Below are 26,660 nucleotides of genomic sequence, written 5' to 3'. Positions count from 1 at the left end.
CAGCGGGACAAGCTAAGCTTGTCCCGCTGTTTTATGTCTTTAGTTGGAAGCTGCCGGCCGGTAGGTGTGGCAGTTCTCCTCGCCCCGGAGAATCCGCAGTGTCCCCAGCGCCAGGGCCTCCATCTCGTTTTCCCCTGGAATCACCACCACCCGGCAAAGGTTGTGGAGATAATCAATGACCATCCCGGTGAGTTTCTTAGAGTTGGCCAGACCGCCGGTCAGAATTACCGCGTCAATCAGCTCAGTAAAGCACCCCAGCATAATGCCCACGCCCTTGGCAATCTGGAGTGCCTGCGCCTGATAGACCAGGGCCGCCCACTCATCTCCCTGGGCAATCCGGCGCTCCACCTCCTGGCAGTCATGGGTGCCCAGAAGGGCGGACATCCCGCCCTCCCCCCGGAGCTTTTTGAGCATCTCCGCCTTGGTGTACTTTCCGGAATAGCACAGATCTACTACATACAGCATGTTGAGGCTTCCCGCCCGATCCGGGGAGAAAGGACCTGCGTCATCGGACACCGAGTCGATGATCCGCCCGTGGCTGTGGGCTGAAATGGAGATCCCGCCGCCCAGGTGGGCCACCACCAGATTCATATCCTCGTAGCGCCGCCCCATGGCCTGGGCATATTTATGGCTGGTCGCCCGTGCGTTGAGCACATGGCAGAAGCTGGTACGGGTCACCTCCCGGAAGCCTGTCACTTTCGCCTCCGGCAGCAGTTCGTCACTGGTCACCGCGTCGTAAATATAGGCGGGGATGTGGAGGGGCTGGGCAAAGGACCGGGCCATCAGTCCCCCCAGGTTGGAGGCGTGGTCAAAAACCGTGTGGTGCAGCAGACACTCCTCCAGCTGGTCATCCACCAGATAGCCTCCCGCCACAATGTTGGGAATGATTCCGCCCCGGCCCACTACCGCGGCCAAGTTCCCCAGGTCATAGCCCTCCTGGGCCAGCCACCCCCGCACCAGGGCCACCCGGTAGTCCAGCTGGTCGTTTAAAGTGGGATAGGGCGCCAGATCCTGATTGGTGTGAGGAAAACTCTTTCCCATCAGGGGCTGCTCGTCCTGGTATACAGCGGCCTTTGTACTTGTGGAGCCGGGGTTTAAAACTAAAATGTGATAGGCCATGGATAGCCTCCTTTCAAATGCTCTGGGACAGACCGCCCATGGCTGCGCTGATCAAAATGGACCAGTATTTTTCCTGGGCACTGGCTCCTCTGGAATTGACCGTAATGGGCACCTGCGCTCCCAGGACCACCCCGGCCATCTCGCCGCCCGCCAGGCCGTAGAGCGCTTTTCCCAGCACATTACCCACAGCAATAGCCGGAACCAGCAAAATATCCGCATCCCCGGCCACCGGGCTTTCATAGTGCTTGGTCCGGGCAGCTTCCCGGTCGGTGGCCAAATCCAGGGAAATGGGGCCCTCCACTTCACAGGGGCCAAATTCCCCCTGGGCCCCCTCCTCCTTCAGCCGGGCGGCATCCTGGGTCTCGGGCATGGCGGCCGTAACGGTCTCCACTGCGCACAGTGCCGCTGCTTTTGGGCGTTCATAGCCTAAAAAATGACAAAATTCCACGGCGTTTTTTAAAATATGCCGTTTCTGCTCCAAATCCGGAGCCACCACCATACCCCCGTCCGTAATAAAAAGCAGCTTGTGGTAAGAGGGCACGTCCAAAATAGCCACATGAGACATCACCTGGCTGCGCCGGATTCCCTTTTCTTTGGACACCACAGCTTTCAGCATGGTCCCTGTTTGAAGCATCCCTTTGATGAGCAGTTCACCCTGCCCCTCCCGGATCAGAGCCACTGCCTGCTCCGCGCAGGCCTGCTCTCCCGAAGCCTGGACCACCTGATCTGCTTCCAGCTTCTCTCCCAGATGCCGGGCAATGGAAAAAATCTCCTCACGTTCCCCCACCAAAACCGGACGGATAAATCCATCCCGTCTGGCCGCAAACACAGCCTGGAGGGTATGTTCATCGTGGGCAGCCGCTACTACCGCCCGTTTCACAGGCAGATCGTGCAGTTTTTCCTTCAAGGCATCAAATCCTGAGATAACCATGGTCGTTCCTCGCTTTGTCTCGTTTTGCCCATTTTACCATGCCCCCATCGAAAAGTATAGCTGAAATACCGCCTCCGGCCTCTTTCACTTTTGTATGATTCTTCCCTCTTGACGAATTAAATAAAAATAGGTATAATACTAAGGCACCATTTGCTAGTGTGGCTCAGGGGTAGAGCAGCTCACTCGTAATGAGCAGGCCGTGGGTTCGATTCCCACCACTAGCTCCAGCTCGTCGCAGGCCTTACCGCCTGCGGCGAGTTTTCCTTGAAAACAGAAATTTTCTCTTATTTATTAACATTTCTTTAATTTCGACGGTTTTTCCCTTTTATTACTTGCAAATAAAATTACCATCTGGTACAATAATAAACTGATCGGATATGTCGCCGCAGGCGGCACACTCTTCGGACCTGGACGGTCCGCGTCAAGGAGATTGGATACGCATGGATAAAAAGCAGAGAGAAGCACGGCGCCACCAGGAAGACGTCGCCCTGACCCGCGCACTGCTCTGGATCGCGGCGGCTGTTGTTTTGGAAGGGCTCCTGGTTCTTGTCAACCGTTTTTATATCAATTACTTTGTAAGCGAGATCGAACTTGTCGTTGTCCTTCAGGGGGTTTTGAAGTTCGTCCGGATCGCCGGTCTGGTTGTGGCTGCGGCCTGTCTGGTTTGGGCCTTCCTGAAAGCCCGGACGGCACAGAAAAAGGCGATCCTCCCCCTGCTGATCGCTGTGGCCGGCGGCGCTCTCACCATTTGTTCCCATGTGGTACTGAAGTATAAGTCCACCGGCATGTCCATGCTGTTCTGGCTGGTCGTTGCCTGGGCTGTGCTGGCGGTGATTTATTATATCTACCAGAAGGAGTTTTTCCTCTCCGCCGCCGCCACCGGCATGTCTGTTTTGGCCCTGTGGTTTGTGCGCTACGCCAGCGGAGTGAGCTATGAGGTGGCCCTCATCCTGGTCGGGATCCTTTCGGTCCTGGTGGTTACCCTCTTCTTGAAAAAGAAGGACGGTGTTCTCCCCCTGAAGACTCCCGTACAGTTCCTCCCCGCGGGCTGCTCTTACAATGTGATTTTGGCCAGCTGCTTGGCCAGCATTGCGGTGGTAGTTGCCGCTCTGGTGGCCGGCGCTACGGTAGCCTATTATCTCATCTTTGTTATGCTGGCCTGGATCTTTGCCCTGTTTGTGTATTACACCGTAAAGATGATGTAATTTTTTGAAACAAGAAAGCGGTTCCGCAAGTTGCGGAACCGCTTTTCATATTGCTCCAATTTTATCTATTTTTTCTCGTTTCACGCGCCAAAACAGCCCCACTGCCACAAACATGGTAGCCGCCTCCCCCAACAGGAAGCACAAAAAAGACCACTCCGGCACTGTTCTGACCAGAATCAGAGCCGCGGGCAGGGGCAGAAGTCCATAGCGCAGCACCGAAACGGCCAGAGAAAACCGGCTGTATCCCAGGGACTGAAAGCACGCGGAGAAAATAATGCTGGCCGCGGCAAAGGGAAAGGCCAACGCTGTCATCCGCAGAGAGGGAACCCCCATTTCCATAGCCTTCTGCCCTGCCTGAAAGCACACCCGCAGCAGCGGTCCGGCCCCCAAACACAATACAAGGCCTCCCGCCAGCGCCATGGCCAACACAGCCCCCATGCCAAACCGCAGGCAGGCCGATACCCGCTTTCCATCCCCCGCACCGTAATTATAACTGATTATAGTCACCAGCGCGTTATTTACGCTGAACACAGGCATAAATACAAAGGTCTGGATCTTGAAATAGACTCCCAGCACCCAGACTGCCGTCTCGGACCAGAGCTTCAAAATACCGTTCAGCCCCAGAGAGGTCACACTGGCCATGGCCTGCATCAGCACAGCCGGGACGGCAATTCGCGCATACTCCCCCATCATCTCACGCTGGAATCGAAAGCCTCGCCACGGCAGCGGCAGCTCCGTTTTCACCCGGCTCAGTAAGAAACAGCCGATCAGCCCGCCCGTGATTTGCCCAATCACGGTGGCCGCCGCGGCTCCAGCTACTCCCATATCCCAAGCAAAAATAAGGATAGGGTCCAGAATCAGATTGATCACCGCTCCGCTCCCCTGAATGATCATAAAGCCCGCTGGGTGGCCGGTGGATTGCAGGATCCGCTCCAATGGAAATTGCATGCAGATTCCAAAGGAGAAGCAGCAGCAAAGACGCAGATAGCCAATCCCCATCTCCTGCACCGAAGGGTCTCCCGTGCAGCCGCTCAGATAGGCCTCCACCCCCAGAACGCCAAAGGCGCAAAACAGCACCCAGCACCCGGCATACAGGGCAAATCCATGAAACACCGCATCTCTGGCTCCGCTCAGCTCCCTCTCCCCCAGCCGTTTGGACAAAATGGCGCTAAAGGCCACGCCGATCCCCACGCAAAAGGCCACCATCAGGGTCTGGACCGGATAGGCGTATGAGAGGGCAAGGAACGCCTTGTCACTGATTCGGGCCACAAAGATACTGTCCACCAGATTATAGACTGCTTGAACCAGCATAGAGAGCATCACGGGCCAGGACATATGAATGACCAGCCGACCGATCGCCATGGTGCCCAGAATATTGTTCTGCTCCGGCAATATCCTTCCCTCCTCCAACCTATTAACATTCAGAGAAAAAGGCCGCTTATGCGGCCTTTTTCTGTCCATGAAGTTGGAATACTATTAAATCAAGTTCTTCTCCGTCTCCTTGTCGAAGAGGTGGACCGCCTCAGGCCGGAAGGTGAAATTCATCTTGGTTCCGTAGGTGATGCCGCCACGCAGCTCGGCGGGAAGGTCGGCGGTGGGCACCCGGAGCACCACGTCCTTGCCATTGCTGGTCACATGGAGATAATACTCGCTGCCCATCATCTCAGACACTTCCACGGTGCCGGAGAGAATTCCGTTGCCGCTTTCCGAGGTGAAGCGGATGTGCTCGGGACGGATGCCCAGGATAACATCCTTGGCTTCTGTTCCGGCAAGGGCCTTCTGGTCCTGCTCGGTCAGACCGATATAGGTGCCAAACACATCGGCGTGGTAAGCACCCTCGCCGTCCTTGATCAGCTTCGCGTCAAAGAAGTTCATCTGAGGCGTGCCAATAAAACCGGCTACGAAGATGTTGATGGGGTGGTCAAACACCTCCTGGGGCGTGCCGATCTGCTGAATGAAACCGTCCTTCATGATGACAATCCGGTCGGCCAGGGTCATGGCCTCCGTCTGGTCATGGGTTACGTATATAAAGGTGGTGTTAATCCGCTGACGCAGCTTGATGATCTCGGCACGCATCTCGTTACGCAGCTTGGCATCCAAGTTGGAAAGGGGCTCGTCCATAAGCAGCACCTTGGGCTCGCGGACGATGGCGCGGCCGATGGCCACACGCTGGCGCTGGCCACCGGACAGAGCCTTGGGCTTGCGGTCCAAATACTGGGTAATGCCCAAAATTTCAGCCGCATCCTTCACCCGTTTCTCGATCTCCGCCTTGGGCACCTTTTTCAGCTTCAGGGGGAATTCCATGTTCTCTTTGACCGTCATGTGGGGATAGAGGGCGTAGCTCTGGAACACCATGGCGATGTCCCGGTCCTTAGGCTCCACATCGTTGACCAGCTTGCCGTCGATGCGCAGCTCACCTTCTGAGATCTCCTCCAGACCGGCCACCATCCGCAAGGTGGTAGACTTGCCGCAGCCGGAGGGGCCAACCAGAACAATGAATTCCTTGTCGGCAATGTCCAGATTGAAACTGTGTACTGCGGTTACTGCGTTGTCATAGATCTTCTTCACATTGGTCAGGGTAACAGTTGACATGATTTAGGCCGTAGTCCCCAGGCCTCCGCCCAGGTTCCTCCCCACTGGGGGAGTATTCTTACCCCCGTGGGTTTACGACAGGTCTCCACACTGCCGCACCGCCGGCCGGCGGCAATTCCTCCTTCTTTTTTGGTATCCGCCCCTATGGAAATGGAGTAGGAAACGGACCCTGGATTTTATTGCGAGGTCCCGGCTTACAATGCGCCGGAGACCACTTCGCCATGATAGATGACAGCCTTCAAATCCAAATGCTCGTCCAGGATGGCCGCATTGGCCTCCTTTCCGATGTCCAGACTGCCCAGGCGGTTGTAGATCCCCAAAACTTTGGCCGGGTTTACCGCCGCGGCGGTCACTGCGTCGGCCAGAGGGATACCAAAGGACACCGCGGTCTTCAAACAGGCCATCAGGTCGGATACAGATCCGGCCAGAGTATTGGGGTCATCGGCCATGGTGGCCCGGTTGCCGTGCACCTCGATCTCCTGCCCACCGAAGGGGTAGCGCCCATCGGGCATACCCGTGGCACGGAGCGAGTCGGAAATGAGGATCACCCGGTCGCTGCCAAAGAGCTTAAACACGGCCCGCACCACCGCAGGGTGGATGTGGACACCGTCACAAATGAGCTCCACCTTCACCTCGGGATAGTCAAAGGCTGCACCCACCACACCGGGAGAGCGGTGGGTAAAGGGGGGCATGGCGTTAAAGAGGTGGGTGGCCTGGCGCGCTCCGGCCTTGTAAGCGGCGGAGGCGGTATCATAGTCAGCGGTGGTATGGCCCAGGCTGACCGTGACGCCATCCTGCCGGGCACTCTGGATAAACTCCAGGGAACCGGGCTGTTCGGGGGCCAGGGTCACTAGCTTTACCAGTCCCCCTGCCGCCTCTTGGAGGCGGTGGAGCATGGCGGGGTCGGGGTCGTGGATATAGGCGGCGTTCTGAGCCCCTTTTTTGGCCATGCTCAGGAATGGTCCCTCCAAATGGAGGCCCACCAACTCCGCTCCGCCGGAGTTTTTCTCCCGGTGGGCAGCGGCATTCTGGCAAATTTTCGTGAGCTGGTCCTCTCCCAGGGTCATTCCCGCCGGACAGATCTGGGTAATGCCCCGGCTGAGCTCATAGTCGGCCATCTTTTGAAGGCCGTCCGGGGTGGCATCGGAAAAATCCTCCCCCACGCAGCCGTGGAAATGGAGGTCTGTCAGTCCAGGGATCACATAACACCCGTGGGCTGAGATGGGCCCCAGTGCATCCTCGGCGATCAGGCCGTCTTTGACACAGAAATCTCGGGCCACAAACCCCTCCTTGGGGTCAAATACCAACGCGTTGGTAATTTTCATGGGTTATTCTCCTGTCTTCAGCAGTACTTGGCAATGGCAGCGCGGATCATCTCAGCGCTCTCCTCCACCACGGCCTCGTCACCAGGCTCCAGAGCGGCCAGAGGCAGCCGGACACCGCCGCAATCGGGTCCGCCCTGCTTGACCAGCACGGCCTTGATGACGCCGTACATGTTGCCCTTTGCAGAGCACAGCTTGTAGATGATGCGGCAGCACTCATTCTGGATCTCTCGGGCCTTTTCCATCTGCCCCTCCAGGAACAGCTCCCGGATCTTCATAAACAGCTCGGGCATGGCACCGTAGGTACCGCCAATGCCGCCGATGGCGCCGGCAGCCAGACCGGAGAGAAGCTGCTCATCTGGACCATTGAAGACGATGGCACCCTCGTCCTTCCACATCTGGATGTCCTGCACGGGCATGGAGGAATTTTTCACGCCGATGACCCTGGGATTTTTCAGCATCTCCTTGAGCAGGGGAATGTTCAGGGCCACACCTGCCAGTTGGGGAATATTGTAAATAATAAAATCGGTATTGGGGGCAGCATCAGAAATGTCGTTCCAATACTTGGCAATGGCCCGGTCGGGCAGGTGGAAATAGATGGGAGGAATGGACGCGATGGCGTCCACGCCCAGGCTCTCCGCGTGGGCGGCCAGCTCCCGGCTGTCGGCGGTGTTGTTGCAAGCCACATGGGCAATGATGGTCAGCTTGCCCTTGGCCACAGCCATTACGTTCTCCAGCACTACCTTGCGCTCTTCCACGCTCTGGTAGATGCACTCGCCGGAGGAGCCGCCTACATACAGGCCCTTGACCCCCTTGTCAATGAAGTACTGGGTCAGCTCCCGCACGGCCTTGGGGGAAATGGCCCCTTCGGCGTCGTAGCAGGCATAAAAGGCAGGAATAATGCCCTGATATTTGCTAAAGTCTTTCATGGTGAAACCTCTAATCTTAATTATTTTTGCCCTGGGGCACAGGAACGATCATCCCTTGACCGCGCCCATGGCAATACCCTGGGTAAAGTACTTCTGGAATGCGACAAAAACGATGATAATCGGAACGGCCGCCAGAGCTGCGCCGGCCATAATGAGACCGAAGTCGGAGCTCATCTCACCCTGGAGGTTAGAAATAGCCAGGGGCAGGGTCCACTGCTTATCCGTTTGCAGCATAACCAGCTGGAGGAAGTAGTCGTTCCAGGTGTTGACGAAGGTGAAGATGGCCAGAGCACCGATGCCGGGCTTGATCATGGGCAGCACCACGGTGATGAAGGTGCGCATCTCTCCCGCACCGTCTACCCGCGCAGCCTCCAGGATCTCGCCGGGAATGGTCTCAGCAAACTGCTTCATCAGGAACACACCGAAGGGCCAGCCCACCGTGGGCAGAATCACCGCCCAGAGGGTATCAATGAGCCCCATCATGGTCATCTCCTGGGCCAGGGGAATGACAATGACCTGCTTGGGCAGGGCCATGGCACAGATGATGATGGTAAAGAGGATCTTCTGGCCGATGAACCGCTTCTTGCCCAGGGCATAGCCCGCCAGAGCGGCAGTGATGCAGGTGAGGACCATGGCCGCAGCGGAGATAAACACAATGTTAAAAAGCCACAGGAAGGCGGGGCGGGAGAACAGCTCCTGGTAGTGCTCCAGGGTGGGCTCCAGGGGGAACCACACCGGCTGCTTGGCGTTGATGGCGATGTCGTCCTTGAAGGAACCGGTGACGATCCAGTACAGGGGGAACAGGAGAAACAGGGTCAACACAATCAGAATGACAACGGAAAATACCTTATACCCTGTGGAGGTTCCGCTGAGATCGCCGGATTTTTTCGGCTTTAACGCCGTTGTTTTTGTACTCATTTTCTCACCCCTCCTTAGTCCGTCTTCGCCACTTTGAACTGGATGGCGGAGAAAATGGCGATGATGACGGCCAGAACCACACCGATGGCACAGGCATAGCCCAGGTCATTGAGCCGGTAGGCGGTGTCATAGACCTGGTACATGATGGTCATGGTGGAGTTCAGAGGGCCGCCCTTGGTCAGCAGCTGGATCAGAGCAAAGCACTGGAAGCTGTTGATGGTGGTGATAACCAGCACATACAGAGTGGTGGGCATGATGGAGGGCCACTTGATCTTCCAGAACACCTGCAGGCGGGTGGCGCCGTCCACTTCGGCGGCCTCAATGATGGAGTTATCCACATTCCCCAGGGCCGCCACATACAGTACGATGGGCTGGCCGATGGAGGTTGTAAACAAAATCAGGATGATAAACCAAATGGCGGTCTTCTGGTTGCCCAGCCAGTCAAAGCCAGTGGTACCGATGACCTGGTTCAGTACGCCGTTATAGGGGTGCAGGATCCACTTCCACACCACGGTAATGGCCACCGAGCCGGTGACTACCGGCAGGTAGAATACGCAGCGGAAGAAGGAACGGGGCACCGTGTGCATTTTATAGATGGCGGAACTCACCCACAGGGAAAAAGCAGTGACGGTGGGAACAGCCACTACTACGATTAAAATGGTATTTAACAGGCCCCTGTGGAAAATGGGGTCCTGAAACAGCTTGAGGTAATTATTCAGCCCGGCAAAGCCTTTCACGCCGCCCAGGCCGTAGACGGTCAGACTGTAATAGACGCAAATGAACATTGGCACGACTACAAAGGTCACGAAAAACAGCAGGCTGGGCAGCAGGAATAGGTAGGCCGAGATCGTCTCCCGGCGGACCAGGGCCCGGCTCATGCCGGAGTGCGGGGATGGAGCCTTGGCCTTTTGGGGCTTGCTGCCGGCTTCCGCCACTGCAGAATTCTGCGCCATAAATATCTCCCCCTCTTGGTTCTGGATGTTTTCCACCAGCGGCGGAAAAATTGTGCCCGCCCCCTCTCATTCAGGGAGCGGGCACAGAGCGCTCAGGTTATGTTTTGTTTCGATAGACTTGATTTCGCGCTGTGTTTGGATCAGGCGATGTTGGCATTGGCCTGGGTCACGAAGTTGTCAGCCGCAACCTTAGGATCAGCACCGGTGGTCATGATCTCCTGGAGCATGGGCCACCACAGAGCACGCTGCTCGGTCCAGCCGCCGGTCAGGTTGTAGTAACGACCCAGATATTCGTTCATCAGAGCGAAGGGAGCGCGAACGTCGGCATCCTCAGCGTCAGCATAGACATCGCCCCATTCGGAGTGGACGGGGAAGAAGCCGGTGGTCTTGACGGCCTCAACGCCGGCAGTCTGGTCGTTGCAGACGAAGTCCACAAACTTCTTGGCGGCGTCGATCTTGGCCTCATCCTTGTTGTTAAAGATACCGAAGCCGTAGGGGCCGGCCATCTCCAGCTCAGGAGTACCATCGTCAGAGGGGAAGGCCATGGCGAAGGGAGTGAACTGGGTCTGGGAAGCGTACTGGGAGTAGTTGGAGTAGTTCCAGCAGAAGGAGACAGCGCAGGTCTGGTTGGCGAAGGCCTGGAGCTCCTCAGAAGCAGCAAAGCTGGCATTGGCGGACATGGAACCGTTGTTCACCATATCCTGCAGCAGGGTCAGGGCCTTGACGTTGTTGGCGCTGTTGGCGTTGTAGGAGGAGCCGTCCTCGGTGACATAGTAGTCGGAGTACAGGTTGTTCACCAGAGCGCGGGTGCCCTGGTCGCCGCCCTGGGCGCCGCAGTAGATGATGCCGGGCACGGTGATGTTGATGGTACCGGCGTCGATGGCGTCGCGGACAGCCTCCATGGCTTTGACAAAGTTGTCAGTGGTCCAGGTGCGGGTCTCCTCGTCGATGTACTGCAGGGCGCCGGCAGCCTCAAAGGCCTCATAGTTGATGGCCATGCAGTGGGCGGCAGCACTCAGGGGGTACAGATAGTACTTGCCATCCAGCTGAGACACAGCGTTGATGCCCTCGGGGATGTCAGACCCGCTGGCAGTCCACAGGTCTGACAGGTCCACCATCAGGCCCTCACGGGCGTAGTTGCCTACGATACGCTCAGGACCCTCGAAGATGATATCAGGGGCGCTGCCGCCGCTGATGGCGCTGGTCAGCTTCTGGTCACCATCCTGATAGTTGATGGGAGTGACCTTTACCGTGATGTCGGGGTACTTCTGGTTAAAAGCGGCGATGAGAGAATCCCAGTTGGAAGCCTCCGTAAAGCCGCCGATATTGAAGGCCCACAGAGAGATCTCCGTGCCGCTGCCGGAAGCGCTGGAACCGCCGGAGGCAGCAGCGCTGGAGCCGGACTGGGAGGTGCTGGTTTTACTGCCGCAAGCGGCCAGACTCAGGGTCATCGCCAGGGCGAGACCCAGAGCAAAAATTCTTTTCAGTTTCATCTTTCATTTCCTCCTCAATAAATTCGATAAATTCCTACATTTTTTCGCAGGACTATCTGTTAAAATTGTACAAGACACTCCCCTTTTTGTCAAGGGTTTCCGTAAAATAATTTCCCTTTTCTCCCTTCTACAGGTACATTTTCCTAAGAAATGTCAGAACCCGCAGCGTACGCAAAACGGTCTTTTTTACCATCGTTTTTCGCTTTCCCAGGGCCTGAAATCCGAGGGTTCAAGGGGGGATCGGCCGTTTTCTCGTAGGCAAAACAAGCGGGCTCTGCAGCAGTGCAGAGCCCGCTTTCCAACGCAAAGATTTACTTGTCCAGGATCTGGCCGATCATCTGGTCCACCATAATGAGGCAGCGGGGCAGATGGAAGGGGCCTTTGAAGGTGGAACCCTTTGTGCTGGGCATTGTGGGCAGACCATCCCGGCGGAGATAGCCGTACCACTCGCCGTACTCCGGGTCCGCAAAGTGGGCCTTGCAATAGTCCAGGGTCTTGACAAACCATTCCAGGTACTTTTCCTCACCAGTATCCCGGTAGAGCATCATAGAGGCGATCAGGATCTCATTGTGGGGCCACCACAGCTTCATGTCGTGCTCATAGGCCTCCGGGGGCTTGCCCAGGCAGTCGATGAAGTACAGCAGTCCTCCGTACTCCTTATCCCAGCCGGCCTCAATGGCCCAGTCAAAGATCTGGGCGGCCTTTTTCACCAGCTCCTTGTCACCGGTGCGCTGGGCCTGCTCCAGCAGGAACCAGGACCCCTCGATGTCGTGGCCGGGGTTGACCGTACGGCCCTCGGTATAGTAAAGGCGGGGCGTGCCGTCCACATCCACGTTCTCCAGTACGCACTTGAGCTCCGGCTTTACATGGTACTTGAAAATCTCGTCCACGCACTGCTGGGCATACTGCTCGTACATCTCCTTGCGCTCGGGGTCCACCCGCAGCATGGTGCCCGTCACATTCAGAATGATCATGGGCAGGCCAAAGGCACGGCCCGAGCGGGTCTCAGGAATGGTCTTGGGGCCGAGACCGGTGGGGTCCTCTCCTCCGTGGCTCAGGCTCCAGTAGAGGTCATACGCCTTCCGGGCCCGCTCCAGGCACTCCCGCTCCCCGGTGACGCCGTAATACTCGGCATTGGCCAGGGCATAAAAGGCCTCAGAATAGAAATACCGGCGCTGACGCAGGGGCTTTCCGTCCTCGGTGACGGTAAAGTACATCCGGTCTCCCGCCTGGCGGTTGATGCAGTATTTCTCCATAAAGTCCAGGCAGCTCTTGCTGGCCGCCAGCCATTCGTCCTTTACGCCGTACACATGGCACAGATGCGCGAACATCCAGCCACAGCGTCCCTGCATCCATACGCTTTTATCGGTGGAATAGATCTCGCCCTTTCGGTCCAGACAGGTATATACGCCGCCGTGCTTGGGGTCCATGCCGTTTTTCAGCCAGAACTCCACGCTGAGTTTCAGCTGCTCCTGAACCCAGGCGCGGCTGTCCTGTAGCGTTTTCCTCACATCCATGTCAGACACCTCATTTCATATTAATCGGTTATTTTTTAGAATCTGCTTTTTATAGTTTACCATTTTTTTCAGTTCTTTTCAAGGTAGGTCCCCATTTCCCCCCGCAAAAAAGAATGCCCGCCGGGGGTGACAAAAAGTGCGTCTGCGTGGTATGATGAAGATTAAGCTAAACCATCTTTCCAAATCTGCCCAAGGCTGGTGTATTCGCTATGTTCTCCTCTCTCTTTAACCCGGAGGCCCCCTTTTGGCGCCTGATGAGCTCCCTGGCGGACATTTTGGCCCTGAGCCTGCTGTGGGTTTTTACTTCCCTGCCTCTGGTCACCCTGGGCACCGCCACCGCCGCTTTGTATGATGCCGCCGCCCGGTGTGTCCGTCCGGGGAAGGCCGGTGCTCTTTCCCGCTACTTTTCCACCTTCCGCCGGGAGCTGAAGCAGAGCGCCGTCCTCAGCCTGATCGTCCTGGCCGCCGGGTTTTTTCTGCTGATCCCCCTGCGGTTTTTCTGGCTGGCAGTGCTGGGCGATCTGCCGGGGGCCAAAATCGCCCTGGCCGCTTACGCCATGTTTTTGGTTCTCCCCTTTGGTGCCTTTTGCTGGGTGTTCCCCATTTTGTCCCGCTTTTCCTTCTCTCTGCTGGGCGTGGTGAAGGTGAGCTTTCAATGTTCCATCGCCTATTTGCCCATAACCTTTTTGATGGTCCTGTCCGCCTTAGCGGCCGGACTGGTGAGCGCACTCTATTGGGCCCCGATCCTCATTCTGCCCTGCCTTGTGGCGCTGCTGTGGACCTGCCTCTTGGAACGGATTTTTGCAAAATACACTTCTTCCGGCTCTGCCACGGGTGAGGAGTAATCACTCCGCCCGTTCTCTCTTTTCATTTTCCCGCCTCCGCGGGGCCCTTGCACGAAAGGATGCTGCCCTATGAAAACCATTTCCGCCGCCGCACTCACAGATACTGTGGCCAAGCTGTGTATCAAAGCCAATACCACCCTTCCCCAGGATGTGGCCGCTGCCCTGGAGGCCTCCCGTCAGGCAGAGCCCTGGCCTTTGGCTCAGAAAACGCTGGAACTGTTGGAGGACAATCTCTCCCTGGCCAGGGAGAAAAACCTCCCCATCTGCCAGGACACCGGCATGGCCTGCGTCTTTGTGGAACTGGGCCAGGAGGTCCACATAGAGGGTGATTTCGAACAGGCCATCCACGAGGGTGTCCGCCGCGGCTATGGAGAGGGCTATCTCCGCAAATCCATTGTGGCCGATCCTCTGCGCCGGGTCAACACCGGGGACAACACCCCCGCTGCCATCACCCTGCGTCTGGTGCCAGGAGAGCAGTGCAGGATCACCGTGGCCCCCAAGGGCTTCGGCAGTGAAAACATGAGCCGTTTAGGGATGCTCAAGCCCGCCGACGGGGTGGAGGGCGTGAAGAAGTTTGTCGTGGAGACCGTCAAATTGGCCGGACCCAACCCCTGCCCCCCCACGGTGCTGGGCATTGGCATCGGAGGAAGCTTCGACAAGGTGGCCGCTCTGGCCAAGCACGCCCTTCTGCGCCCCCTGGACCAGCCCAACCCCGACCCCTACTACGCCCAGTTGGAGCAGGAGCTGCTCCGTGAGGTCAATGCCCTGGGCATCGGCCCCCAGGGCTTTGGAGGAAAGACCACCTGCTTAGGGCTTGCCATCGAGACTGCCCCCACCCATGTGGCGGGGCTGCCGGTGGCCGTGAATGTCAGCTGCCATGTGACCCGCCGGGCCTCGGCGGTGCTGTAAGGAGGGAGTGCTATGCAGTATCATCTCACCACCCCGGTCTCCCCGGAGGATCTGTCCCCTCTGCGCGCCGGAGACACGGTTCTCCTCTCCGGCACGGTCTATACCGCACGGGACGCCGCCCACCAGCGGATGATGGAGCTCTTGGATCAGGGAAAGCCCCTTCCCTTCCCGGTGGAGGGGTCCGCCCTCTACTATGTGGGCCCAACTCCCGAGCGTCCCGGAGAGGTCATCGGCTCCGCCGGCCCCACCACCAGCGGGCGGATGGACGCCTACTCCCCCCGGCTTTTGGACCTGGGACAGGCCATTATGATCGGTAAGGGTGCCCGGAACCAGGCTGTTAAGGACGCAGTCAAGCGAAACGGCGCGGTCTATTTGGCTGCCCTGGGCGGCGCGGGAGCCCTCATGGCCGCCAGCGTCAAGGAGCTGGAGGTCATCTGCTGGGAGGACCTGGGGTGCGAGGCGGTGCGGAAGCTGGAGGTAGAAAACTTCCCCCTTACCGTTATCCTGGATTCCCAGGGGGGCGACCTCTACGAAAGCGGCCCGGCGGCTTATCTGGCCAGCCTTTCATTTCCCATTTTTGCCCGTTTTCATTGACACAAGAAGAAAAAGGCGCTATGTTATCCCCGATCACTCCACATTTTACCCACAGGCGGAACCGTTCCGCCGGAAAGGATCTTTATCACCATGAAACGAACCTTATCTCTTCTTCTTTGCGCCGCCATGGCCCTGACCCTGTTTGCTGGCTGCGGCCCTAAAAATACCAACGAGTCCAGTTCTTCTGCCCCTGGATCGGAAAGCTCTTCCTCTGCGGGCAGCTCCGCCTCCCAGAGCGGCTCTGGCGGAGAATCCGCCGCTTTTACCCAGCCCAAGCTGATGGTCCTCTCCGGGCCCACTGGAGTGGGAGCCGCCAAGCTCATGGCCGACTGGACCTATGCCAAGGAACACGATCAGCGGACCCCCGATGGCAAGTTCATCGTGATCGACTCCGCAGAAGTAGTGACCGACAACACTGAGGTAGCCGCCGCCCTCACCAACGGCGATGCAGACATCGCCGCCATTGCCACAAACGCCGCTGCCAACCTCTTCGCCAAGACCGACGGAGGCATCCAGGTGCTGGCTGTGAACACCCTGGGCGTGCTGTATATTCTGGAGAAGGGCAACACCGTCCAGACCATGGCCGATCTGGCGGGCAAGACCCTCTACTGCCCCTCCAATACCAAGGGCGGCAACCCGGAGCATATTCTCAACCATCTGCTGGAGAAAAACGGCGTATCCCCCAGTGATGTGGACATTCAGTGGCTCACCCCCCAGGAAATCACCGCCAAGCTCACCTCCTCCGACGCGGGGATCTGCATGCTCCCCGTCCCCGCCGCCACCGCCCTGATGGTGCAGGACAGCGGCGTGCGTCAGGCCCTGTCCCTGTCTGAGGAGTGGGAGAACCTGGGCGAAGGCCCTCTGCCCATGGGCTGCATCGTGGCCCGCACCCAGTATGTTGAGGAGAACCCCGAGGGTGTGGAGGCCTTCCTGAGTGCCTATGAGGAGTCCATTTCCTATATGTCCGACCCGGACAATCTGGCCGATGCCGCAGCCCTGGTTGCCCAGTTTGGCATCACCCCCAACGCCAAAGTAGCGGAAATGGCCATTCCCCAGTGCAACCTCACCTACGTCACCGGGAAAGAGATGCACACCATGCTGGAGGACTATTACTCCATTCTCTTCCAGGCCGCCCCCGACTCCATCGGCGGCGGGCTCCCCTACGACTCCTTCTACTATGGAGTGGGCTAACCCCCTGAAAAACCTTGTACAAAAGCTGCTGGCCCCCGCCTTTTGGCTGGGGGTCTGGCAGTTTTGTGCTTTTTTGGTGGATCGAAGCGTCCAGGGAAAGGGAAACGAACTGCTTCTTCCCTATCCCGCCACGGTCTGGTCCGCCCTGTTGGAGCAGGCGGAACAGGCCCTGTTCTGGCAGAGCATTCTGGCCACCCTCCTGCGGGTGGTGCTGGGTCTTGTGCTGGGGGCCGCCTTGGGGGCCATTTTGTCGGCCCTCACCTGCCTGAGCTTCTGGTGCGACCGGCTGCTCTCCCCCGCGATTCGGGTCATCCGGGCGGCTCCGGTGGCTTCCTTTATCCTGCTGGTGATTCTATGGACGGGACGCAGCAATGTCCCCGCCGTCATCGCCGCCATGATGGTGCTGCCTGTGGTGTGGGACAACCTGTCCCAGGGGATCCGGGCCACCGATCCGAAGCTTCTGGAGCTGGGCCGGGCCTACCGCTTTTCCCGGAAGAAAATTTTGACGCTCATTTACCTGCCCTCCTTGCGGCCCTATATTCTCTCCGCCCTGACCACAGGGGCGGGGCTGGCCTGGAAATCCGGGGTGGCTGCCGAGGTGCTCTGCCTGCCCCGGCCCGCCCTTGGCACCCAGATCTATAACACCAAGTACCTGTTGGAAATTCCCGAGCTTTTTGCCTGGACCGCAGTGACGGTGGCGCTCAGTCTGGTGCTGGAAGCCCTCCTGCGCCGGGCCATGGCCCGGTGGAGAAAGGGGTGGGGCACATGAGGCTTTGTGAGCATCTTTTCCTCTCCTTTGGAGAAAAGATGGTGCTGGAGGACTTCTCCCTAACCATTCCCGATCATGGGATCATCGCCCTTCAGGGCCCTTCCGGCTGCGGAAAAACTACGCTGATGCGCCTGCTCTCCGGACTGGAACACCCCCAGGCGGGCACATTAACGGACATAACCTCCCGGCAAACCGCCCTGCTGTTTCAGGATAACCGGCTGCTCCCCTGGCGCACCGTCTCCCAGCAGCTCACCGACGTACTCCCCCGCTCCCGGTGGGGTGAGGTTCCGAAGCTTTTGGAGCTGGTAGAGCTCTCTGGAGAAGAACACGCCTATCCCGCCCATCTCTCCGGCGGAATGCGCCGGCGGCTGGCCCTCGGGCGCTGTCTTGCCCTGGAGGCAAAGCTCTACCTGCTGGACGAGCCCTTTGCAGGGGTGGATCTTCCCCGCGCCCTGCGCGTGATGGAGCGGCTGAGGACCTGGGGCGCCCCCATCCTTCTGGTCAGCCATGAGCCGGAAATTTTAGCGAAGGCGGATGTGGTTCTCCAGTTGGATGGACCACCGCTTCATGTCATATCTTAATCTCTGTTCGGGGCCGCTGTGCGGCCCCGTTTTTTCTTGCCCTTCCTGGGGAAAACTGATATACTAATATGAAATGTCAATTCTTTTGTCCACTTTGGAGGTTCCAACCATGAAAAAGCTGATGGTCATCGACGGCAATTCTATCGTCAACCGGGCCTTTTACGGGGTCAGCCAGAATCTGACCACCCGTGAGGGCCAGCCCACCAACGCCATCTTTGGATTTTTGAATATTCTGGGCAAGCTGCTGGACGATGCCGCTCCCGACGCCCTGTGCGTCACCTTTGACCGGAAGGCTCCCACCTTCCGCCACCTCCAGTATGATGGGTATAAGGCCCAGCGCAAGGGGATGCCCGAGGAGCTGGCCAGCCAGATGCCCATCCTAAAGGACGTTCTGGCCGCCATGAACATCCCCATGTACGAGATGGATGGCTGGGAGGCGGACGACCTCATCGGCACCATCTCGGTCAAGGACACCGCCGCCGGGTGGGAGACGGTCATTGTCACCGGGGATAAGGACTCTCTCCAGCTGGTCACCGACACCACCACCGTGAAACTGGTGTCCACCCGCATGGGCCGCACCACCACCCGTGACATGACTCCCAACGCATTCCGGGAGGAATATGGCTTTGACCCCATTCACATCATCGACCTGAAAGCCCTCATGGGGGACGCCAGCGACAACATTCCCGGCGTGAAGGGAGTGGGTGAGAAGACGGCTATGGCCCTCATTCAGCGCTACGGCTCCATCGACGCGCTCTACGCCGCCATGCCCCAGCCTGAGATGGCCCCCGGCACCCCCGCCAAACCCGGCGTCATCAAGAAGCTCCAGGAGGGGGAGGAGATGGCCCGGATGTCCTACGACCTGGCCACCATCCGCTGCAATGCCCCCCTGGATTTTATCCCTGAGGAGAACCTCCGCCGGGAGGTGGATAACGGCAGGCTCTATCAGCTCTTCCTGAATCTGGAGTTTGCCAAACTCATTGACAAGTATCACCTCACCGCTCCCCAGGGGGAGGGAACGCCCCAGACCGAACAGGCCGTGGAAGTGGTCTGCACCAGCGAGGTGGTGGAAGATCCTGCCCGTGTGGAGGAGCTTTTCACGCTGTGGCGGGAAAAGGATTCGGTGAACGTGCTGGCCCTGCCCGATCTGGACGGAGTATGCGTGGAGTGCCGTCTCTCGCAGAAGGAGAGCCACGCCGCCCTCCTCTTTGCCGACCGCCTGGAGGGCTACAACTACTTCCTAAGGGAATTTTTTGCCGCCGGGGACATGAAAAAGGCCACCCACAGTCTGAAAGCCCTGTGGCGCGCCCTGCTGGCGGAGGGTATCACCCCCGCGGGCTTTGTCTTTGACACGGAGGTGGCCGCCTACCTGCTCTCCCCCTCTGACGGGAGCTATGAGCTGGAAAAGCTGGGGATGACTTACTATAACCAGGAGTTTCCCAAAGCGAAGGACTACCTGGCCGACGGCGCATTTGGCCCTCTGGCCGATCCGGCGGTCCCCATGGGCGCTCTGATGTCCCACTGTGCCCTGGTCGGCTCTCTCCGGGAGACCCTCACCGGACGCCTTCAGGACCTGGGCATGTGGGAGCTCTATGAAAAAATTGACCTTCCTCTGTGCGGCGTTCTGGCCGAGATGGAGCAGGAGGGTTTCCTTATTGACCGGGGAGCCCTGGCCGAGTTTGGCCAAATGCTCTCCGGGCGCATTGGCGAGGTTCAGACGGAAATTTACACTCTGGCCGGAGAGGACACCTTCAACATCAACTCTACCCAGCAGCTGGGCAAAATTCTCTTTGACAAGCTGGGCCTGCCCCCGGTGAAAAAGACCAAGACAGGCTACTCCACCAACGCCGAGGTGCTGGAAAAGCTCCGGGGCCAGCACCCCATCATTGAGGCTATTTTGGAGTACCGCCAGCTCACCAAGCTCAATTCCACCTATGTGGAAGGGCTGGGCAAGGTCATCGCCCCCGATGGGCGGATCCACACCTCTTTCCAGAACACCGTCACCGCCACCGGCCGCCTCTCCTCCACCGAACCGAACCTTCAGAATATCCCCGTGCGCACGGAGCTGGGCGCCCAGCTGCGGAAGATGTTCGTGGCTCCGGCAGGTAAGGTGCTGGTGGATGCGGACTACTCCCAGATCGAGCTGCGGCTGCTGGCCCACATGGCCGGGGACCAGGCGATGATCGACGGCTTCAACTCAGGAGCTGACATCCACACCATCACCGCCTCCCAGGTCTTTGGCGTGTCCCCAGAGGAGGTCACCCCCCTCATGCGCCGCAGCGCCAAGGCGGTAAACTTCGGCATTGTCTACGGCATCTCCCCCTTCTCCCTCTCCCAAGATATCGGGGTGAGTGTACCGCAGGCCAAGGAGTATATGGAAAAGTACTTCGAGCACTATTCCGGCGTCCGGGCCTACATGGACAGCGTGGTGGCCGAGGCGAAAAAGGACGGCTATGTGACCACCCTCTTTGCCCGCCGCCGGTGGATTCCGGAACTAAAATCCTCCAACTTCAATACCCGCTCCTTCGGCGAGCGGGTGGCCCTCAACGCCCCTATTCAGGGTACTGCCGCCGACATCATCAAGCTGGCCATGATCCGAGTGCGGGACCGTCTGAAGGCCGAGGGGCTGGAGGGCAAGCTGGTCCTCCAGGTCCACGACGAGCTCATTGTAGAGTGCCCCGAGGCAGAGGCGGAGACGGTCTGCAAACTGGTGGAAGAGGAGATGGAGGGAGTTGCGGCCCTGTCCGTCCCCCTGCTGGCTGAAACCCACGCCGGGAAGAGCTGGGCGGAGGCCCATTGACTCCTGGGAGGCAGATCAGCCGCTTATCCCATCAAAACGACCGACTGTCCTGGAGCCGTTGAACCGGCCTGCGCCCTCTGGTACACTGAAGATGACCCAATACACCACTGTACAGAGGAGGTCATCTTATGAAAAACCGCACCGACACGATTTTACTGGTCGTTTTTCTGGTGGGCACACTGGCCTATACCCTCTTTCTCGTCCTGTTTCTCCATTTGGGAGGGACCATCCCCATCTCTCCCATCGCTTATGTGGTCTCTCAGCTCCACCTCTGGCTGGTGCTGGGCGGCCATGCGGTCCCCTTTTTTGCCCTTCAGCTTCTGTTGTGCCGCCGGTCTAAGAGGGGCTCCAAATTCCTGGCCATCCTACTGGCGGTGGTCATGGTGTTTCTGGCAGGCTTCTTCGCTCTGGCCGCCCGCAGCACTCCAGGCTGGGACGCCCTGATCTGGATCATTCTTGCCATGGGCTCCATTGCCCCGGCGGCGGGCTGTGTGCTGGCCTGGGCAGCTTATGGGTTTGCCTATTTCTATCAGCGCAAAAAGCACCGTTCTCCTACCCACAGCCCCTGATTTTCAATCCAATTTGAAATTTTTTATTTCTATAATACCAGGAGTATTTATTATGTACTACGAAATTGTCCCTATGGACCGCAGCCATATCTCCCAAATCGCCCAGTTGGAGCGGGAGTGCTTCTCCACCCCCTGGACCGAGGCCATGCTGGAGGAGGAGCTCTTTAACCCCCAGGCCAGCTTCATCGTGGCCGAAGACGGCGAGGGCAACATTCTGGGCTACGCCGGGCTTCACGTGGTGCTGGACGAGGGCTACATCGACAACATCGCTGTACAGCCCGATGCCCGCCGCCACGGAGTGGCCTCGGCTCTGCTGGATGTATACTGCCGGTTCGGTGCGGTGAATCTGGCGTTCCTCACACTGGAGGTTCGGGCCTCCAACCAAGCGGCCATCGGTCTTTATGAGAAGTACGGCTTCCAGCGTGCGGGCCTGCGTCCGGGCTATTACCAGCAACCCCGTGAGGACGCGGTCATCATGACTCGGGAATTTTCCCAGAATGAGAATAAGGAGTAAATGCCATGATCATCCTTGCCATTGAATCCTCCTGCGACGACACCGCCGCCGCTGTAGTCAAAGACGGCCGGACCGTGCTGTCCAGCTGTGTCTCCTCCCAGATCGAGATGCACACCATCTACGGAGGCGTAGTCCCTGAGATCGCATCCCGGAAGCACATCGAGGCGGTATATGGTCTGGCAGATCAGACTCTGTCCGATGCGGGCCTGGCCCGGACAGATCTGGATGCCATCGCTGTTACCTACGCCCCCGGCCTCATTGGGGCGGTGCTGGTGGGGGTAAACTTCGCCAAGGGAGCGGCCGCCTCTCTGGGGCTCCCTCTCATTCCCGTCCACCATGTCCGGGGACATATTGCCGCCAATTACATCACCCACCCGGATTTGGAGCCCCCCTTTGTGTGCCTTTGTATCTCCGGGGGCACCACTGCCATTGTGGATGTAAAATCCTATACCGAGATGGAAATTATGGGCGGTACACGGGACGATGCGGCGGGAGAATGCTTTGACAAGGTAGCCCGTGTGCTGGGCATCGGCTACCCCGGCGGAGCCCCCATGGACAGACTGTCCCAGGGAGGAGACGACCGTAAGTACGAGCTCCCTGTGGCCCATGTAGCCGGGGCGGAGCTGGACATGTCCTTCTCCGGCTTAAAGACCGCCAGCCTCAACCTCATCCACAACGCCCAGCAGAAGGGAGAGGACCTGGATCTGCCCGCCTTTGCCGCCAGCTTTGGCCGGGCGGTGAGCGACTCTTTGGTCCCCCGTGCCATGGCCGCCCTGCAGGCCAAAGGGTACGGCAAGCTGGCTGTGGCCGGAGGTGTGGCCGCCAACAGCCGCATCCGCAGTGACCTCCAGGCCGCCTGTGCCCAAAGCGGGGATAAACTCTATCTCCCGGAGCTTCGCTACTGCGGCGACAACGCCGCTATGATCGGCTGTCAGGGGTATTATGAATACCAGGCCGGGCACCTGGCTGGCCTTGACCTGAACGCCTACGCCACCCGAGATATCTCTCTGGGATAACCGCTGTTTCCGGAGAGTTATCCACATTATGTCATCTCAGTTTTACAATTTTATTTTACCAATTTCAAACAGTTTAACCGTTTGTTTTTTATTTTCGTCCTTTCTCGACAGTTTTCCACACTTGAATTGTGGAAAACCATGTGGAAAATGTGGAGATTCTTTTTGGCGTCCGTTATGTATAACCGTTATGTAAATCTATTGACCGGAAATCTTTTTCCATTTTGCGTCATTTACAGGCCAAAGAACGAAAAAAATCTCATTTTCTCTCTTGACAGTGTCATATTCCAGTGCTATAATTCCAACGCACAAGTAAGCAGGTACGGTTCCCCGTCCTCACCCCAGGCCAGAGCCAAAGGGTTAACAAGTAACAATTCCGCCGAAGCTTCGGCGCTATTTTGTTGTGATGTGGGGGCCAAACCGGCAACCCACATTTTTTATTGTCTGGAGGTGCTTTCCCATCGCTAACACAGGTCATCAAACCAACGAGGAGATTCGCGACAAAGAAGTCAGACTGATTTCCGAGTCCGGCGAACAGCTGGGCATCATGTCCTCTCAGGAGGCCCTTCGCCTGGCGGAAGAACACAATCTGGATCTGGTCAAGATCTCGCCCAACGCCGTTCCCCCGGTCTGCAAGCTGATGGATTACGGCAAGTTTCGGTTCGAACAGACCAAGCGCGAGAAGGAAGCCCGCAAGAATCAGCGCGTGGTGGAGATCAAGGAGATCCGCATGTCTCCCAGCATTGACGTCAACGACTTCAATGTAAAGCTGAGAAATGCCCAGAAGTTTCTGGCCGACGGCAACCGGTGCAAGGTCACCGTCCGCTTCCGCGGCCGGGAAATGGCTCACACCAACATCGGCCAGGATCTGCTGCTGAAGTTTGCCGAGGAATGCGGCGAACAGGCAGTGATGGATAAATCCCCCAAGCTTGAGGGCCGGCACATGTCCATTTTCCTGTCCCCCAAGCCTGCCAAGGATGCCAAAAAGTAAGTAAAGGAGTTTTCTGTTATGCCGAAGATCAAGATCAAGACTCACAGCGGCGCTAAGAAGCGCTTCTCTCTCACCAAAACCGGCAAGGTCAAGCGCGCCATGACCAAGAAGCGTCACCTGCTCAATGGCCACGGCAAGACCACCAAGCTGAAGCGGGCTCTGCGCGGCACCACCTACGCCGACAAGACCAACGAGGCCGCCATCAAGCGCATGATCCTGTACAAGTAAGATAAGGGAGGGAACGAACAATGGCAAGAGTTAAGGGCGCGATGATGACGCGCAAGAGAAGAAATAAGATCCTGAAGATGGCCAAGGGCTACTGGGGCTCCAAGTCCAAGCACTTCAAGATGGCCAACCAGGCCGTGATGAAGTCCGGCGTTTATGCCTACACCGGCCGCAAGCTGAAGAAGCGCGACTTCCGTCAGCTGTGGATCGCCCGTATCAATGCCGCTTGCAAGCTCAACGGCATGAACTACTCCACCTTCATGAATGGTCTGAAGAAGTCCGGCATCGTGATCAACCGCAAGATGCTGGCCGAGCTGGCTGTCAACGACAAGGCCGCTTTCACCCAGCTGACCGAGACCGCCAAGAAGGCCCTGGCCTGAGGCTGATCCGTTCCAATTCTCCCGGCGCCCTTTCCGGCGCCGGGATTTTTATTTTCTCTTGCGAAACCGCAGGTTTTCCCTTATCATGGAAGAAAGAACATCCGGAAAGGGGGTGGGCAAGGTGGATTGGCCAAATCTCAGCCATCTTTCTCTCTTTCACCTGAAATACCGGCAGCGCCAGCTGCTCATCGGGCTGTTGGTAGCTCTGTCCGGGCAGCTTTACTTATCGGTGTGGGCAGAGGGGTTCCGGGTCTCCGCCGCGGTCATTTTGTACCCCGCCCTGCTGGTCACCATGATGCGCGACAGCCATCGTCCCAGCACCGGATTGGTAACCGGACTGTGCGTGCTGTTCATCCGTACGGTAATCGATCTGTTCCAGGGCACGCAGTTGCTTCGCGCCCTGATTTTGGAATATCCCGGCGGCGTGTTTTATCTCTGTTACGATGCCCTCTTATGCCTGTTGGTGCGGGACCGGAGATACGTCTCCCCCATGCGTCTGTGGGCCGTATTCCTGCTGTGCGACCTAGCGTCCAATTCCGTCAATTTACTGCTCTCCAGCCATCTGCACCCCCAGGCCGCCTCGTTTCCTCCCGCCCTCTCTCTGGCCGGGCTGGCCTTTGCCCGTTCCTTCACCGCCTGTGCCATTTTGTGGGTCTCCAAAAGCTACCGCCAGCTGCTGATCCGGGAGGAGCACGAGCACCGGTACCGCCGGCTGTTTTTGATGACTGCCAGTTTGAAGACGGAGCTTTATTTTTTAAAAAAGGATGCCGAGGACATTGAAGGGGTCATGTCCAACGCATACCGCCTCTATGAGCGTCTGGAGGAACACGCCGATCCGGAGCTGGCCTCCCTGGCCCTGTCCATCGCCAGGGACGTCCACGAGGTCAAAAAGGACAATCTGCGCATTATCCGCGGGCTGGAAGAAAATGTGGCAGAGGCCTACGACCACGAGGATATGTCCCTTCAGGACCTGCTGAACATTTTGGAGATCTCCACCCGTCAGTTTTTAGGCAAGCAGAGAGCGGATATCCGCCTGGAGTGTCACTGTCAGTCTGATTTCTCCGTCCGGGAGCACTATCGTTTGCTCTCTATTTTGAAAAATCTGGTGACCAACGCGGTGGAAGCCATTCAGGCAGGAAAGGGGCAAGGAGTTGTCCGGGTGGAGACGAAAACCGATGGGGAGGATTTTCTGCTCCTTGTCTCGGACAATGGCCCTGGAATTCCCCCAAGAGCCATCAAAATGCTCTTCCAGGTTGGCTACTCCACCAAATTCAACGCCGCCACCGGCGACATAAACCGAGGCGTAGGGCTCCCCGCTGTCCACTACATCGTGGAGGAGCTGGGAGGCTCCATCCAGGTAGAATCCCAGTTAAAGCAAGGGACCGTTTTTCAAGTGCGCCTTCCCCTAAGCGCCATTGCAGGAGGTGACAGGACATGAGAATCTATATCATTGAAGATGACCTCTCCGTCATTGGCATCCTGGAGGACATTGTGGAGGGCAGCGGTCTGGGCACCATCTGCGGCGACACAGGGGACGGTCCTCCCGGCCTGCCCCAGATCCTTGCCCTGGCCCCCGACCTCATTCTCATCGACCTGCTCATGCCGGAAAAGGACGGCATTCAGGTCGTTCGAGAACTGCGGGAGATGGGCTCCGAGGCTAAGTTTATCATGATCTCCCAGGTATCTGCCAAAGAGATGATCGCCAAGGCCTACACGGCCGGCATCTCCTTTTTCATCCAAAAGCCCATTAACCTCATCGAGGTACGGCAGGTCATCACCACGGTCAAAACACAAATCGAAAACGAGCGCGCCCTCAAGACCATACAGGGGGTCTTTGCCGGACGGGATACCGCCGTCTCCCCCCAGCCCGCTTCTCCCTCCGACTACCGGCTCAAACGCCTGAAATATATCCTCAGCCAATTGGGTATGGCCGGGGAGAAGGGGGCCAAAGATATTATGGATCTGTGTGCCCTGCTGCTGGAGGAGGGAGGCAGTGCCTCCCAAATTCCCGTGTCCACCCTGTGTACCCGCCTGCCTGGGCCGCCCAAGACCATTGAACAGCGGGCCCGCCGGGCGGTGGACCGCTGTCTGAGCCACATGGCCAGCCTGGGTTTGGAAGATTACAACAACGAAGTATTTCTTCGCTACGCCGCCCGGCTGTTTCCCTTTCAGGAGGTCCGGGCCGAGATGGCCTTTCAGCAGGGAAAGGGTCAGCACGGCAAAGCCAGTCTCAAAAAATTTCTGGATGGTCTGATTCTTCTTCTGGAAGAGGAATGACTGCCGGTCTATCTGACAGGAAC

At 58.0% G+C, this 26,660-nt stretch carries 26 protein-coding genes and 1 tRNA gene; 17 read left to right on the top strand and 10 right to left on the bottom strand.

Annotation, left to right across the window (positions count from 1 at the left end; genetic code table 11):
* Positions 1-39 precede the first annotated feature (39 nt).
* Both buk and ACTQ3R_RS12495 read right to left on the bottom strand, forming a co-directional pair.
* Positions 40-1,119, bottom strand: coding sequence for a butyrate kinase (buk, locus tag ACTQ3R_RS12500; RefSeq protein ID WP_441779502.1), 1,080 nt, complete (start codon positions 1,117-1,119; stop codon positions 40-42).
* Between the two features lie 13 nt (positions 1,120-1,132).
* Positions 1,133-2,026, bottom strand: a complete 894-nt coding sequence (locus ACTQ3R_RS12495) for a bifunctional enoyl-CoA hydratase/phosphate acetyltransferase (protein ID WP_441779501.1) — start codon at positions 2,024-2,026, stop codon at positions 1,133-1,135.
* 176 nt (positions 2,027-2,202) lie between these two features.
* Here ACTQ3R_RS12495 and ACTQ3R_RS12490 point away from each other — a divergent pair.
* Together ACTQ3R_RS12490 and ACTQ3R_RS12485 are read left to right on the top strand one after the other, a co-directional pair.
* Positions 2,203-2,277, top strand: a tRNA-Thr gene (locus ACTQ3R_RS12490).
* 213 nt (positions 2,278-2,490) lie between these two features.
* Positions 2,491-3,255, top strand: a complete 765-nt coding sequence (locus ACTQ3R_RS12485; RefSeq protein ID WP_441779500.1) for a hypothetical protein — start codon at positions 2,491-2,493, stop codon at positions 3,253-3,255.
* Between the two features lie 45 nt (positions 3,256-3,300).
* Here the strand turns inward: ACTQ3R_RS12485 and ACTQ3R_RS12480 are convergent, their stop codons facing one another.
* The 8 genes from ACTQ3R_RS12480 to ACTQ3R_RS12445 all read right to left on the bottom strand — a co-directional run bounded on the left by ACTQ3R_RS12480 (position 3,301) and on the right by ACTQ3R_RS12445 (position 12,979).
* Positions 3,301-4,647 carry an MATE family efflux transporter gene (locus ACTQ3R_RS12480; RefSeq protein WP_441779499.1) on the bottom strand — a complete coding sequence of 449 codons (1,347 nt, stop codon included), beginning with the start codon at positions 4,645-4,647 and terminating at the stop codon, positions 3,301-3,303.
* 84 nt (positions 4,648-4,731) lie between these two features.
* Positions 4,732-5,847 carry an ABC transporter ATP-binding protein gene (locus ACTQ3R_RS12475; RefSeq protein WP_441779498.1) on the bottom strand — a complete coding sequence of 372 codons (1,116 nt, stop codon included), beginning with the start codon at positions 5,845-5,847 and terminating at the stop codon, positions 4,732-4,734.
* Between the two features lie 194 nt (positions 5,848-6,041).
* Positions 6,042-7,172: an N-acetylglucosamine-6-phosphate deacetylase gene (gene nagA / locus ACTQ3R_RS12470; protein ID WP_441779497.1), complete on the bottom strand. Its 1,131-nt coding sequence runs from the start codon at positions 7,170-7,172 to the stop codon at positions 6,042-6,044.
* A gap of 17 nt (positions 7,173-7,189) precedes the next feature.
* Positions 7,190-8,098 (bottom strand): dihydrodipicolinate synthase family protein, encoded by a 909-nt coding sequence (locus ACTQ3R_RS12465; protein WP_441779496.1) that lies wholly within the window; start codon positions 8,096-8,098, stop codon positions 7,190-7,192.
* A 48-nt stretch (positions 8,099-8,146) separates the two neighbouring features.
* Positions 8,147-9,016, bottom strand: a complete 870-nt coding sequence (locus tag ACTQ3R_RS12460; protein ID WP_441779495.1) for a carbohydrate ABC transporter permease — start codon at positions 9,014-9,016, stop codon at positions 8,147-8,149.
* Positions 9,017-9,030: 14 nt separating this feature from the next.
* Positions 9,031-9,969, bottom strand: a complete 939-nt coding sequence (locus ACTQ3R_RS12455; RefSeq protein WP_441779494.1) for a carbohydrate ABC transporter permease — start codon at positions 9,967-9,969, stop codon at positions 9,031-9,033.
* Between the two features lie 140 nt (positions 9,970-10,109).
* Entirely contained in the window at positions 10,110-11,462 is a 1,353-nt protein-coding gene (locus tag ACTQ3R_RS12450; RefSeq protein WP_441779493.1) for an extracellular solute-binding protein, read from the bottom strand.
* 311 nt (positions 11,463-11,773) lie between these two features.
* Positions 11,774-12,979 (bottom strand): AGE family epimerase/isomerase, encoded by a 1,206-nt coding sequence (locus tag ACTQ3R_RS12445; RefSeq protein WP_441779492.1) that lies wholly within the window; start codon positions 12,977-12,979, stop codon positions 11,774-11,776.
* 209 nt (positions 12,980-13,188) lie between these two features.
* Here ACTQ3R_RS12445 and ACTQ3R_RS12440 point away from each other — a divergent pair, with 209 nt between their 5' ends.
* From ACTQ3R_RS12440 to ACTQ3R_RS12370, 15 genes are all read left to right on the top strand, one after another.
* Complete coding sequence (locus tag ACTQ3R_RS12440) at positions 13,189-13,824, top strand: DUF624 domain-containing protein (protein WP_441779491.1); 636 nt, start codon at positions 13,189-13,191, stop codon at positions 13,822-13,824.
* A gap of 69 nt (positions 13,825-13,893) precedes the next feature.
* Entirely contained in the window at positions 13,894-14,733 is an 840-nt protein-coding gene (locus ACTQ3R_RS12435) for a fumarate hydratase (protein WP_441779490.1), read from the top strand.
* A gap of 12 nt (positions 14,734-14,745) precedes the next feature.
* Positions 14,746-15,327 (top strand): Fe-S-containing hydro-lyase, encoded by a 582-nt coding sequence (locus ACTQ3R_RS12430; RefSeq protein WP_441779489.1) that lies wholly within the window; start codon positions 14,746-14,748, stop codon positions 15,325-15,327.
* Between the two features lie 90 nt (positions 15,328-15,417).
* Positions 15,418-16,518 carry an ABC transporter substrate-binding protein gene (locus tag ACTQ3R_RS12425; protein ID WP_441779488.1) on the top strand — a complete coding sequence of 367 codons (1,101 nt, stop codon included), beginning with the start codon at positions 15,418-15,420 and terminating at the stop codon, positions 16,516-16,518.
* The gene (locus ACTQ3R_RS12420; RefSeq protein ID WP_441779487.1) at positions 16,505-17,287 is read left to right on the top strand and encodes an ABC transporter permease; all 783 of its coding nucleotides are present in this window, start codon (positions 16,505-16,507) and stop codon (positions 17,285-17,287) included. Before ACTQ3R_RS12425 ends, ACTQ3R_RS12420 begins: the two co-directional genes overlap by 14 nt.
* Entirely contained in the window at positions 17,284-17,868 is a 585-nt protein-coding gene (locus ACTQ3R_RS12415; RefSeq protein ID WP_441779486.1) for an ATP-binding cassette domain-containing protein, read from the top strand. The genes ACTQ3R_RS12420 and ACTQ3R_RS12415 overlap by 4 nt, the downstream gene beginning before the upstream one ends.
* A 109-nt stretch (positions 17,869-17,977) precedes the next feature.
* Positions 17,978-20,668, top strand: coding sequence for a DNA polymerase I (gene polA, locus ACTQ3R_RS12410; protein ID WP_441779485.1), 2,691 nt, complete (start codon positions 17,978-17,980; stop codon positions 20,666-20,668).
* Positions 20,669-20,796: 128 nt separating this feature from the next.
* The gene (locus tag ACTQ3R_RS12405) at positions 20,797-21,237 is read left to right on the top strand and encodes a hypothetical protein (RefSeq protein ID WP_441779484.1); all 441 of its coding nucleotides are present in this window, start codon (positions 20,797-20,799) and stop codon (positions 21,235-21,237) included.
* A gap of 52 nt (positions 21,238-21,289) precedes the next feature.
* A complete protein-coding gene (gene rimI, locus ACTQ3R_RS12400; protein ID WP_441779483.1) occupies positions 21,290-21,751 on the top strand; it encodes a ribosomal protein S18-alanine N-acetyltransferase in 462 nt (153 codons plus the stop codon).
* A gap of 5 nt (positions 21,752-21,756) precedes the next feature.
* Complete coding sequence (gene tsaD, locus ACTQ3R_RS12395; RefSeq protein ID WP_441779482.1) at positions 21,757-22,767, top strand: tRNA (adenosine(37)-N6)-threonylcarbamoyltransferase complex transferase subunit TsaD; 1,011 nt, start codon at positions 21,757-21,759, stop codon at positions 22,765-22,767.
* 403 nt (positions 22,768-23,170) lie between these two features.
* On the top strand, positions 23,171-23,755 hold the full coding sequence (infC, locus tag ACTQ3R_RS12390; RefSeq protein WP_441779511.1) for a translation initiation factor IF-3: 585 nt from the start codon (positions 23,171-23,173) through the stop codon (positions 23,753-23,755).
* Between the two features lie 18 nt (positions 23,756-23,773).
* Positions 23,774-23,983 carry a 50S ribosomal protein L35 gene (gene rpmI / locus ACTQ3R_RS12385; protein ID WP_050625289.1) on the top strand — a complete coding sequence of 70 codons (210 nt, stop codon included), beginning with the start codon at positions 23,774-23,776 and terminating at the stop codon, positions 23,981-23,983.
* Between the two features lie 20 nt (positions 23,984-24,003).
* Positions 24,004-24,360, top strand: a complete 357-nt coding sequence (gene rplT, locus ACTQ3R_RS12380; RefSeq protein WP_441779481.1) for a 50S ribosomal protein L20 — start codon at positions 24,004-24,006, stop codon at positions 24,358-24,360.
* Positions 24,361-24,445: 85 nt separating this feature from the next.
* Entirely contained in the window at positions 24,446-25,798 is a 1,353-nt protein-coding gene (locus ACTQ3R_RS12375; protein ID WP_441792673.1) for an ATP-binding protein, read from the top strand.
* Positions 25,795-26,637, top strand: a complete 843-nt coding sequence (locus ACTQ3R_RS12370; RefSeq protein ID WP_441779479.1) for a DNA-binding domain-containing protein — start codon at positions 25,795-25,797, stop codon at positions 26,635-26,637. Before ACTQ3R_RS12375 ends, ACTQ3R_RS12370 begins: the two co-directional genes overlap by 4 nt.
* The last annotated feature ends 23 nt before the right edge of the window (positions 26,638-26,660 follow it).

It is taken from the genome of Lawsonibacter sp. LCP25S3_E2 (assembly GCF_052117285.1).
Lineage (GTDB): Bacteria > Bacillota > Clostridia > Oscillospirales > Oscillospiraceae > Lawsonibacter.
Note: the sequence above shows the minus strand (reverse complement) of the source record. Positions and strands in the feature narration are given on the sequence as shown.